10 protein-coding genes are annotated in these 11,812 nt (G+C 61.1%); 2 read left to right on the top strand and 8 right to left on the bottom strand.

The window, feature by feature from the left end; translation table 11 throughout:
* Nucleotides 1-38: 38 nt before the first annotated feature.
* From J7U39_RS29375 to J7U39_RS29340, 8 genes are all read right to left on the bottom strand, one after another.
* Nucleotides 39-230 (bottom strand): hypothetical protein, encoded by a 192-nt coding sequence (locus tag J7U39_RS29375; protein WP_210633491.1) that lies wholly within the window; start codon nt 228-230, stop codon nt 39-41.
* Between the two features lie 158 nt (nt 231-388).
* Nucleotides 389-1,303: a polyphosphate kinase 2 gene (gene ppk2 / locus J7U39_RS29370; protein ID WP_210633490.1), complete on the bottom strand. Its 915-nt coding sequence runs from the start codon at nt 1,301-1,303 to the stop codon at nt 389-391.
* A 155-nt stretch (nt 1,304-1,458) separates the two neighbouring features.
* A complete protein-coding gene (locus tag J7U39_RS29365; RefSeq protein WP_210633489.1) occupies nt 1,459-3,111 on the bottom strand; it encodes a GMC family oxidoreductase in 1,653 nt (550 codons plus the stop codon).
* 85 nt (nt 3,112-3,196) lie between these two features.
* Entirely contained in the window at nt 3,197-4,279 is a 1,083-nt protein-coding gene (locus J7U39_RS29360) for an ABC transporter ATP-binding protein (RefSeq protein ID WP_210633488.1), read from the bottom strand.
* Between the two features lie 7 nt (nt 4,280-4,286).
* A complete protein-coding gene (locus J7U39_RS29355; protein ID WP_210633487.1) occupies nt 4,287-5,171 on the bottom strand; it encodes a carbohydrate ABC transporter permease in 885 nt (294 codons plus the stop codon).
* Nucleotides 5,171-6,058: a sugar ABC transporter permease gene (locus J7U39_RS29350; RefSeq protein ID WP_210633486.1), complete on the bottom strand. Its 888-nt coding sequence runs from the start codon at nt 6,056-6,058 to the stop codon at nt 5,171-5,173. The genes J7U39_RS29355 and J7U39_RS29350 overlap by 1 nt, the downstream gene beginning before the upstream one ends.
* A 103-nt stretch (nt 6,059-6,161) precedes the next feature.
* Entirely contained in the window at nt 6,162-7,394 is a 1,233-nt protein-coding gene (locus J7U39_RS29345; RefSeq protein WP_210633485.1) for an ABC transporter substrate-binding protein, read from the bottom strand.
* Nucleotides 7,395-7,452: 58 nt separating this feature from the next.
* A complete protein-coding gene (locus J7U39_RS29340) occupies nt 7,453-8,406 on the bottom strand; it encodes a sugar phosphate isomerase/epimerase (protein WP_210633484.1) in 954 nt (317 codons plus the stop codon).
* A gap of 223 nt (nt 8,407-8,629) precedes the next feature.
* Between J7U39_RS29340 and J7U39_RS29335 the strand changes: the two genes are divergently transcribed.
* Both J7U39_RS29335 and J7U39_RS29330 read left to right on the top strand, forming a co-directional pair.
* Nucleotides 8,630-9,700: a LacI family DNA-binding transcriptional regulator gene (locus J7U39_RS29335; RefSeq protein ID WP_210633544.1), complete on the top strand. Its 1,071-nt coding sequence runs from the start codon at nt 8,630-8,632 to the stop codon at nt 9,698-9,700.
* A gap of 200 nt (nt 9,701-9,900) precedes the next feature.
* Nucleotides 9,901-11,784, top strand: coding sequence for an adenylate/guanylate cyclase domain-containing protein (locus J7U39_RS29330; protein WP_210633483.1), 1,884 nt, complete (start codon nt 9,901-9,903; stop codon nt 11,782-11,784).
* Nucleotides 11,785-11,812 lie beyond the last annotated feature (28 nt).

Raw genomic sequence — 11,812 nt, 5'->3', positions numbered from 1 at the left:
CCTTGTTGGCTGCGCCAACCGGCCGGTAAACGAGAGCATCAGGATGGCTTCCGTGTCAGAAGCTCATAAGCCACCAAGGCCCCTGACATCGCCAGAAAAACGACGATTGCCAAAGGATAATTGGCACTGGCGTTCGGATCGGCAAGCTTGGGAAGGCCGATAACAGTGCCGGCGGCCAGAATCGCCGAGAGCACAACCTCCTGAACGATTAATCTCCAAAAGCCCGTCATGATCAACCTCCTGTCATCTCCGTATTATCGGCCGAAGGACGCTCAGTCTTTATACTTCACGATGCAGCCGTTGGGAAACACACGTTGACCGCACGGTGGCAGTGACCATGCGGTCTCGGCTTCAACGCTTCGGCAGCCGACTTGTTGCAGCTATGCTTTCAATAGCGCTCCGGTACGAGCATTTCAGGCGGAACCGGCGCCCTGATGTAGTCGGCATGACGGATACGGCCCGGCAGCTGGATCTCAGGCTTCGGCACATCCTCATAGGGAATCTGCTCGAGAAGATGGGCGATGCAGTTCAGCCGCGCCCGTTTCTTGTCGACGGCCTGCACCACCCACCAGGGCGCTTCCCTGGTGTGTGTGCGCGCCAGCATTTCTTCCTTGGCCTTGGTATATTCCTCCCAGTGGATGCGGCTTTCCATGTCCATGGGCGAAAGCTTCCACTGCTTCAGCGGATCGTGGATGCGCATCTTGAAGCGGAATTCCTGTTCCTCGTCGGTGATCGAGAACCAGTATTTGATCAGCACGATGCCGGAACGGACGAGCATCCGTTCGAATTCGGGCACCGAGCGGAAGAACTCCTCGAGTTCGTCAGGGGTGCAGAACCCCATCACGCGCTCGACGCCGGCGCGGTTGTACCAGCTGCGGTCGAAGAGCACGATCTCGCCGGCGGTGGGAAGATGCGGGACATAACGCTGGAAATACCATTGATGGCGCTCCCGTTCGGTCGGCGCAGGCAGTGCCACGGTGCGGCAGACGCGCGGGTTGAGCCTTTGGGTCACGCGCTTGATCGCGCCGCCCTTGCCGGCCGAATCCCGGCCTTCGAAAAGCACCACCACTTTCAATTGCTTGTACTGGACCCAATCCTGCAGCCGCACCAGCTCATGCTGCAGCCGGAACAGCTCGCGGAAATAGATCTTTCGATCGAGCGTCTGCTCCGCGGGTTCCGTCATTCCTTCGACGACCAGATCGTCCAGCCGGTCTTCCTCCATCTGCATTTCCAGCTCCTCATCGAAGCTGTCGGCGATTTCGGCCTTTATCCGGCTGAGCTGGTCCTGATGTGTTCTAGACATGGGCTTTCCCTTCCTGCTCAGTTGACAGGAGCATGTCACTGCAAAGTTAGTGTGACGGTTGGATAACCCAAAGCTCGTTCACTTGTTCGCCTCTTTCGCCACTCCACATGCCGGCGAACTTCTTCGACGCCGCTCACGACGAGATGGAGGCGGGACTAGAGCAGCCCCGTTCGGTAGTGGTCGACAAGGTTGCGGCAGGCGCGGATCGTCAGCGCCATGACGGTGAGCGTCGTGCCCGCGATACCGCTGCCCGGGAAGGCGCTGGCGTCGGTAACGATGACGTTCGGGGCATCCCAGAGCTGGTTGTAGGGATTGAGCACCGAGGCTTCCGGGCTTTCGCCCATGCGCGCGCCGCCAGTTTCATGGATTGCCGCGCCCATGCACATGGTCTTGCGGAACCATTTGCGAAACATGAAGCGGCTGAAGGCATCGGCGTCGGGAAAGGCGCCCCTGCCCATCTCCTTGAGGCCGCTGGGAGAGCCGATGAATTCCAGGTCGCCGCCGACCTCCCGGATCATGGCGATCAACGCCTCCTGCTGCCGGCGAAGCAGCCGCTGCTCCTCCTCCTGCATGACGCAGCGAATGTGCGGCACCGGAATGTTCCAGGCATCCTTTCGCTTGCCATCGAGGGTGATGCGATTGTCGGCATAGGGCAGCATGCGGCCGAAGCCGAAGAAGGCGAGACGCGCATCGGTCTCCTCTGAAACCGGCGCCCTGCCGACGCTGCCCTGATAGTCGAAATCGCCGCGGGCGGCGTCACCCTCGCCGAAGCGCGGGATGAAGATCCCACCCGACGGATTGTAGAAAGGATCGACAGGAGCGGAATCGTCAACGGCCCAACCCTTCGCCTTGGAAAAAGAGCCGAAGGCGAGGCATGGAAGCTGGTCCATGAAATAACGCCCGAGCCCGCCCGAGCTGTTTCCGAGTCCATCAGGATGTCTTGCCGATGCCGAGTTCAGCAGCAGCCGCACGCTCTCGATCGGCGAGGCGGAGAGCACGACCGTCGCGGCACGCGCCGTCGAAACCTTGCCCGTATTGCGATCGATGAATTCCGCACCGGTGGCGCGGCCGGTCTTTTCGTGGGTGGTGATGCGACGCACGATGGCGTCATAGCGGACTGTCAGCCGCCCGCTCGCCTTTGCCTCCCGCAGCGGTCGCGGCATGCGTTCGGCGTCCGGCGCGATATAGCGCCAGGAGACGACGCGCCGTTCCGGCCAGCGGCTTTCCACTGCCTGCTTGAAGATCTGTTCTGCGGGCGTCAGGCTTGCCGGTTTCGCATAGAGGCCGTCCGGCAAGGTCGGCACATCGTCCCTGTTGCCGTACAGCCCGAGATAGGCCTCCACTTCGTCATAGAAGGGCGCAAGCTCGTCATAGGAGACCGGCCAGTCCACGCCCTTTCCGCTGCGCGAGCGGATCTTGAAATCATCGTCGGTCCAGCGCAGCAGCACGCGGCCGAAACTGTGCAGACGCCCGCCGCCCTGGCGGCCGCGGATCCAGAGAAAGGGTTCACCCTTCGGCGTCGTATAGGGGTTCTTGCGATCGTTGACGAAGAAGTGGCTGAAGCGTTCAGTAAAGAACGCCGCCCGCGCCTGGATCGGCTGCCCCTTCAGTGTGGCGCGTGCGCGCTCCCAGATATTGATGCTGCTTGCCGGCGCCTTCTTGCGCGCCGGATCGAAATCTCTGGGGCCGACGGCCGGCCCAGCCTCGAGCAGCAGCACCGACAGTCCATGGGCCGTCAGCTCTTTGACGGCAAAGGAACCCGCCGCGCCGGAGCCGATCACCAGCGCATCATAAACGATCTCAGACATGTCTCTTTCAAATCCTGTCCTGGGGCAATTCCTCAAAGCAGCGTGAGACGCGTCCGGAATTGCGGGAAAGCGCAGGGATGGCGCGTCATAGCCGCGATCCATCGGCAGCGAAGAGCGACGCCTTGGCGATATCCAGGCCCGGAGCCACGGCATCGCCCGGCTTGACGTCGACGTCGCCCATAAGACGAAGCGAGAGGCTCTGCTCCGTCCAGTCGAACCAGACGACGGTATCCGATCCCATCGGCTCGACGACGGAAACGTGGCCAGGAATGGTGGGCAGCCCGCTTACCACCCCGTCGAGCACAAGATGCTCAGGGCGAATTCCTAATGTAACAGGCCCTTCCGCCACCGCGGCCCGGAAAGCATATCCCGAGAGATCGACGGCCAGCCCGTTGCTCCGGAAGAGCAGAGTGTCGCCGTCGCGTTCGATCCGGCCCTCGATGAAATTCATGGCCGGAGCACCGATGAAGCCGGCGACGAAGAGGTTGGCCGGGCGGCGGTAGATCTCCGCCGGCGAGGCGAGCTGCTGGATGACGCCATCGCGCATGATGGCGATGCGATCGGCGAGCGTCAGCGCTTCGACCTGATCATGAGTCACATAGATCATGGTATTGCCGAGGCTCTGATGCAGCTTTTTGATCTCGACGCGCAATTCGTTGCGGAGCTTGGCGTCGAGATTCGACAGCGGTTCGTCGAAGAGGAACACGTCCACTTCCCGCACCAGGGCCCGGCCGATGGCGACGCGCTGGCGCTGACCGCCGGATAGTTCGGCGGGGCGTCGATCGAGCAGCATATCGAGGTGGAGGAGGGCGGCGGTGCGGGCGACGCGCGCTTCGATCTCGGCCTTCGGCAGACCAGCGACGCGAAGCCCGAAGGAGAGGTTTTTGCGCACCGACATGCGGGGATAGAGCGCGTAGGACTGGAAGACCATGCCGATGCCGCGATCCTTCGGCTCCTCCCAGCTGACGTTCCTGCCTGAGATCCACACCTCGCCTGCCGTTATGTCCTGCAGGCCGGCAATGGCGTTCAAAAGCGTCGACTTGCCGCAGCCGGAAGGGCCGAGCAGCACCAGGAACTCGCGGGGCGCGACGTCGATCGACATCTTCTCGATCACCGTGTGGTGGCCATAGGCGATCTTCAGGTCCTTGACGGAGACAGCGGATTGCATGGAAGCGTTACCCCTTGACTGCGCCGGCGGCGATGCCGCGCACGAACCAGCGGCCGGACAGAAAATAGATGGCGAGAGGGACGATGGCGGTGAGAATCGTCGCCGCCATGTTCACATTGTAGGTGCGCTCGCCCATCGTGGTATTGACGATATTGTTGAGCTGCACGGTCATCGGCAGGTTGTCGCGGCCGGCGAAGACGAGACCGAGCAGGAAGTCGTTCCAGATGCCGGTGAACTGCAGCATGGAGACGACGACGACCATCGGCACGGCGATCGGCAGCATGATTTCGAAGAAGATGCGCCAGAAACCGGCGCCGTCGACGCGCGCGGCCTTGCAGAGCTCCTCCGGCACGCTGACGAAATAGTTGCGGAAGAGCAGCGTCACCAGCGGCAGACCGAAGATGACGTGGACGAGAATGATGCCGGCGAGTGAATTGTAGAGGCCGATATTCGCCATGCCCCGGACCATCGGATAGAGGAAGATCTGATAGGGGATGAGACCACCGGCCATTAACAGGCCAAAGAGCGCATTCGCCCCGCGCGGCCGCCAGAGCGACAACGCATAGCCGTTGACGGCGCCGATGAAGACCGAGATCGCGACGGCGGGAACGGTGATCGCCACCGAATTCCAGAAGCCGCTGCGAATGCCGACGCAGACAGTTCCCATGCAGGCGCCCGACCAGGCTGTCACCCAGGCGGAGAAATCGAGCGTGGCGGGCAGGGCAAATATCTGCCCGAGTCGGATTTCGTCCATCGACTTCAGCGAAGTGACGACCATCGTATAGAGCGGCAGCAGGAAGAAAAGGGCGGCGGCGACCAGGAAGGTATAAAGGCCGATGCGTCCCGCGGTGATCCGTGCCGGCTTCGGCCCATTCGGGTGAGGCTGGTTCATCACGCCCCACCCTTTGCCTGGTTGCGCATGTGCATCGCGTAGCGGAACGGCGCGACGGCGATGATGACGCCAAGGACCAGCACCGTCGCGCCTGCTGTGGCAAGGCCGAGATTCTGGCGCCCGAACAGATTATCCATGATGAATTTCGCCGGCACTTCGGTGGCATTGCCGGGGCCGCCGTTGGTCATGGCGACGACGATGTCGTAGGTCTTGATCACACCCATGGCGAGCAGCATGCCGGCAGCGGCAAGCGCCGGTCCGAGCTGGGGCAGGATGATTGAGACATAGATGCGCCAGACGGGAATGCCGTCAATGCGCGCCGCTTTCCATTGCTCGGCCTCGATGCCGCGTATGCCGGCGAGCGCAATCACCATGACGAGCCCGGCGCCCTGCCATACGCCGGCAAGCACCAGCGCATAGATCGCCATGTCCCGATTGACTACCCAGTCGAGGACGAAGCCTTCCCAGCCGAGCGAACGCATGCTCGCCTGAATGCCGAGCGTCGGATTGAGCATCCATTGCCAGATCAGCCCGGTCACCACGAAGGACATGGCGTAGGGATAGAGAAAGATCGTCCTGAAGGCGCTTTCCAAGCGGATCTTGCGATCGAGGGCGGCGGCCAGCAGGAAGCCGAGCACCAGACAGCCCGACACATAGAGTACGCCGAAGATCAAGACGTTTTGCAGCGAGGCGAGCCATTTGGCCGAGGCGAAGAGCTTGGAATATTGCGCGAAGCCGACATAGGTCGAAGATGGAAAGAGCGTGGAATTGGTAAAGGACAGCCGGATCGACCAGGCCATCGTGCCGATGAAGACCACGACCGCGGCGAACCATGTCGGCAAGAGGGCGATGGTCGCGGAAAGATTGCGCTTGCGTTTGACGGGCATCGGCCAGCTCATTGACGGTGGAAAGCGGAACACGCGCCGCCCCGCGAGCGCGGCGGCCGGCCAGTAGTGGCGTCGGGATCAATCCGACGCCACGGGCACGATCCTACTCGAAGGTGGCGAAAAAGTTCTCGGCCGCAGCCGCCGCGTCGTTCGAGCCGCCGCTCCAATATTCGTCGACGAAATCGTCGAGCGCGCCGACCTGCTGCGGCGTGAGCACGATCGCCTGATCCGGTACGATCGCGCCGGCAGCCATCAGCTCCGCACCCTTCTGGGCGCAGGCATCAAGCTTCGACTTATCGACATCGGCGCGCATCGGGACCGAGCCCTTCTTAAGGGCGAATTCGACCTGGACGGTCGGGTCCATCACGACCTCGGCAAGAAGCTTCTGCGCCTTGTCGGTCTGGCCATTGCCGGTCTTGGGGAACCAGAGGGCGTCGGCGATGTAGACCATGCCCTTGGATTCAGGAGCGATCATGCAGCCATAATCCTTGCCCGGTTCCTTGCCGGCGACGGTGAATTCGCCCTTGGCCCAGTCGCCCATGAACTGCACGCCGGCCTTGGCGGTGATCAGCATGGCGGTCGCATCATTCCAGTTGCGGCCCGCAGCACCCGCATCGACATAGCCGCGCAGCTTGCCGAGGATTTCAAGCGTCTTCTTGATGCCGGCGACAGACGCTTCGCTCTTGTCCTTATCGACATAGATCTTGAGGAAGCCGTCGATGCCGACCTGCGAAAGCAGGATCATGTTGAAGACCTTCGTCTGCTGCCAGGGCTGGCCGCCCCAGGCGACCGGGATGATGCCGGCGGCCTTCAGCTTGTCGAGATCGGCGAAAAACTCGTCCCAGCTCTTCGGTTCCTGCGCAATCCCAGCCTTGTCGAAGGCCTCCTTGGAATAGAAGACCCAGCTTTCGCCATGCGCGCCGGTCGGCGCGAGATAGACCTTGTCGTCATAGGAAATGAGGTCATGGATCGATTTCGGCAGGGCGTCGGCCCACTTGCCGGCGGCGGCCACGTCGTCGATCGAATTGAACAGGCCCTGGCTGACGAAATCGGCGGCGGCAAGGCCGATGACGCCCTGCTTGGCGCCGGGCGCATCACCGGCAACGATACGGTTCTGAAAAGCCGCGTCGGCCGCGCCGAAACCGGCGATCGAGGAATCCTTCCAGACGCCGCCGCGCTTTTCGAACTCCGTCTTGATGACGTTGAGGGCTGCGGCTTCGCCGCCCGATGTCCAGGACGACATGATCTCGATCGTCGGCTTGTCCTCGGCATGCGCCGCGGCGAAGAGACCGGCGAAAGCCACACCGGCAAGAAAAAACTTCATCATGGTCGTCATATGTTCCACCTCTTGAAAATGCCCTCTTGGCGGGGCGTTTGTCGTCTTCGGAATGATATCAGCGGTAGATCGGCAGGAGTGCCTGCCGGACGAGCGTGAGCCCGTTAGCGATGTCGCGGACCGGATCCGGCGCGGCATCGAGTTCAAGGATCGCCCAGCCTTCATAGGCCCGGTCGCGCAGCAGCCGGATCCAGGCCGGCCAGTCGACCCGTCCGAGGCCGAAGCCGCAGAAATAGGGCTGGTGGCGTTCGTGGATGTGCTTGTCGATCGGGGTGTCGGCAGGCATCGGGCCGATCGCGTCCTTCCAATGGGCGATGATCATGCGCTGATGATGGCGGTCGACGAGCTGGACGGGGTCGGAGCCGGCAACGATGATGTGGGCCGTGTCGGGGCACATATGCACATAGGCCGGATCGGTCAGCAACATCATCAGGTCGACGTCGCGCGCGGCGGCAAAGACCGAGTGCGCCTCCGTGTGCAGCGCGAGCCGGACGCCTCTGGCATGGAGGGTCGCGCCGAGCCGGTTGAGGAAATCCGCGATTGCCTTGGCATGGTCGAAGTCATGGAACTGCACCGGCTGGGCGCCGAGCGTCTGGCGCAGGGGGGCGCCGATCACCATGATATCGCTGCCGCAGGCCTTCAGGAAATCGGCATATCGTTCCGCCTTGTCGATCAAAGCGCGCTGGGCTTCAGGGTCGGTAAAGTCTCCCGCTGCCTCGAGCTCTGCGAAGAAGCCGCTGCAAAGCGTCAGCCCGCGCCTTGCCAGTTCGGCGGCAAAGCCATCGATCGAACCGTAGGTCTGGATCGCGTCCTGCCAGTTAAAGGGAGAGAAGGTCACCTCGACGCCGGTGACGCCGGAAGCCTGGACGCTGTCGAGGATTTTGTCCCAGAAGGCGCGCGGCGCGGCGCGCGCATGGTCGACAATCGCATCATGGCTGCCGACGCCCCAGAAGCCGGGATGGAAGAACGTCACGAGATCGACACCGAAGCGTAGTCTGTCGTCAGTGGCCATAACCTATCCATTCTCAAGGCACGATGCTATCTGCATGCGAAACAGCGGCTCCGCATTCAATACGTCGTGCATTTTCAATGCATTAAGAGACGGCAATCGTTTGCCATGCCCAAATGATAGCCAAGCTGGTTTTTTAAGCAAGCGATTTTTGGCAAACGTTTGCTATAAACCGTCACCTGCCTTAGAATTGCAAATCGAAGCATCCGGGAGGACGGAATTAAAGGTGAATAAAAACAAGGATGTGGCGGGAGAAGAGCCGTCTGGCGCTTTGATGGCTGATGTCGCGCGGCTCGCCGGTGTCGCAATATCGACGGTCAGCCGGGCGCTTGCCAATCCCGGACGGGTCAACGAGAAGACCCGTGCCAAGATCAATGCGGCCGCCAGGCAACTCGGCTACACGCCGAACGCAATGGCACGCGGCCTGAGGGTCGGAAAATCCAACATCATCATGATCATCCTGCCGGGGTCGCTTTATTATGGCGTCTCCCAGATCATTCCTCAGGTCCTGCAGAGCATCAACAAGACGCTGATCCAGGGCGGCTATAACCTGATGATCGCCAACCTTGATCGCGACGAGGCCTCCGAGCGGCACATTCTCGATCTCGCCTTCGGCGGCAGCGTGCGCGGCGCCATCATCCTGTCGTCGAAGCTTCCGGAGGTCGACGGGCGTTCGCTGGCAAATTCCGGCCTGCCGATCGTGTCGATGCTGCTCGACATGAGCGATGCGGGCCTGCAGAGCGTCGTTACCAACGATCGCGAGGCTGTGCGCGACGTCACGGCCGAGTTGGTCCGGCTGGGGCATCGGCGGTTCCTCTATCTTGCAGGCCCTGAAGGCAATTATCACGATGTCGAGCGCTATGGCGGCGTGCTCGAGGCGCTCGATGCAGCGGGCCTGCCACAGCAGGCAGTGCGTCGCTCGGGCGGTCGCCTCGATTATCAACACGGCTTCGACATCGGCGTTCAGGCGGCGGACGATTTCACGAAGCTAGCCGAAAAACCAACGGCGGTTATCGCCACCAGCGATGACATGGCCATTTCATTCATCAGCCGCATCAAGCGTGCAGGCTTGCGCATTCCCGACGATCTGTCGGTCATCTCCTTCGACGGCTCCCCGGTCTGCGAATTCTCCGCGCCGCCACTCTCGACGATCGAGCAGCCGGTGGAAGAGATGGGCCGCGCGGCGGTGGAACTCTTGCTCGACACCATTGGCCGGGCGCAAAACCCGGCAACGCTGCGTACCGTCATCCGCAGCAGGCTTATCCTGCGGGAGAGCATCGCCGCTGCGAAGACTTGACGATGCCGGAACCCGCGGCCTCCCGTAATCAGGGGCCGCACCATCAATTCTGAAGTTCCACTATAATCCATCAAGCGGTTCCGGCGGTTCTTACAGCCGCGCGGGAGATTTTAGTTGTCAGTAATACAATCGTCCGGCAACATTACTGTCCAGCTTCTTGAACTGAATAGTATTGCCACCAGCGCGTTGGGGAGACGGGCATGTGTGCAGAGCTTGTTGAACGTCGGCTGGCGGCTATTCTGGCTGCCGATGTGGTGGGCTATAGCCGTCTCCTCGAAGCCAACGAAGAGGAGACGCTCAACGCCCTTCGTCAGCATCGCCGGGAACTCTTCGATCCTGCTGTCGCAACCCATGGCGGACATATAATCAAGGTCATGGGCGATGGTTTCCTGGTCGAGTTCGGCAGCGTGCTGAGTGCGGCACGCTGCGCTGTCGAGATCCAGCGCGGCATGCTGGAGCGCAACATAGGGATTCCGGCGGACAGGCATTTTGCGTTCCGCATAGGCTTGAATCTCGGCGACATCGTCTTCGATGAGGATGACTTTCATGGAGACGGCATTAATGTCGCAGTCCGGCTGCAAGCTCTTGCGGCCCCTGGCGGTATCGCCTGTTCGGCGGCCGTGCGCCACGAAGTCGCCAACAAGCTCGGCCTCGGTTTCGCAGACCAGGGCGCCATGACCGTCAAGAATATATCCCGACCGGTCCATGTCTATTTGGCCGATTGGGGCAATGCCCCCTCCAGTGAAGAGGTTCCGCTTACCGCAGGCGGACACACACGGGCGCCCGTCAACAAGCCCTCGGTTGCGGTTCTGCCATTCGCCAACATCAGCAACGATCCCGAGCAGGATTTCTTCAGCGACGGCATCACCGAAGATCTCATCACTGATCTATCGAATGTTTCAGGCCTGTTCGTACTAAGCCGCAACACTGTCTTTACGTGGAAAGGCCGGAGCGAAAACCTCCAACGTATCGCTGCCGAACTCGGCGTTGCCTATATCGTGGAGGGCAGCGTCCGCAAGGCAGGCAACCACGTGCGGATCAATGCGGAATTGATTGAAGCAGCCAGCGACGGCCATGTCTGGGCCGCGCGTTACGACCGCGATTTGACCGACATTTTCGAAATGCAGGACGAGATCGTCAAGGCAATCGTCGGGCAGCTCAAGGTCAAGCTGCTGCCGGAGGAGAAGAGGGCAATCGAGCAGGCGCCGACAGAGAGCGTTGAAGCCTATACGCATTTCCTCCGAGGACGCGAATACTACCATATTGCTTCACGCTCCAACCATCTGATGGCCAGGCAGAGCTTCGCCAGAGCCATCGAACTGGATCCGGGTTATGCCCGCGCCTATGCCGGCATCGCGGTCTGCGATGCGCGCCTGCGGTCTCAATTCGGCGCTGAAATTCCGGTCGAAGATATTCTTGCAAACACGACGACGGCGCTCGTTATCGATCCTAATCTGGCGGAGGCTTATGCTGCCAAGGGATTTGCTTTGGCGGTGGCCGGCAATCGCACCGAGGCAGCTTCCGCATTCGAGCAAGCTTTGTCGCTCGACGCCAATTGCCACGAAGCGAACCGCTACTATGCCGAATTTTGCGTCACTGAAGGTCAGTTCGAACTTGCGGCTACGCACTTTCAGCGGGCGATGGAAATCAAGCCTGCCGACTACGGTGCACCGATCATGCTTGTGAACGTCTTACGTTCACTCGGACAAATAGATAAGGCCAGCAGCTATGCCAGGATCGCATTGAAACGGGCGGAGGAGGAACTGCGGCTCCATCCGGAGAATGCCAATGTTGCCTGCCTGGGAGCGACAGCGTTGGCCTTCCTCGGTGTTCGCGACACCGCGCTGGAATGGTTGGCGCGCTCCCTGGCGACGGATCCCGATGATATAAACATTCAGTACAACGCCGCCTGCACCTATGCACTGCTTGGCGAGATCGATCGGGCGATAGACTTGCTTGAAGTCTGGATGCCGCAAGTCGGCATCGAAATGCGGCTATGGTTCAAGAATGATTCCGATCTCGATCCCATTCGCAGTCACCCGCGCTATTTGAAACTGGTTTCACTGTCTGAACAACGTCACTAATACCATTTTATTACTTGCTAAATCTGCC

It is taken from the genome of Rhizobium sp. NLR16a (assembly GCF_017948245.1).
In the GTDB taxonomy this organism is placed as follows: Bacteria; Pseudomonadota; Alphaproteobacteria; order Rhizobiales; family Rhizobiaceae; genus Rhizobium.
This window is presented reverse-complemented; position numbering and strand designations above follow the sequence as displayed.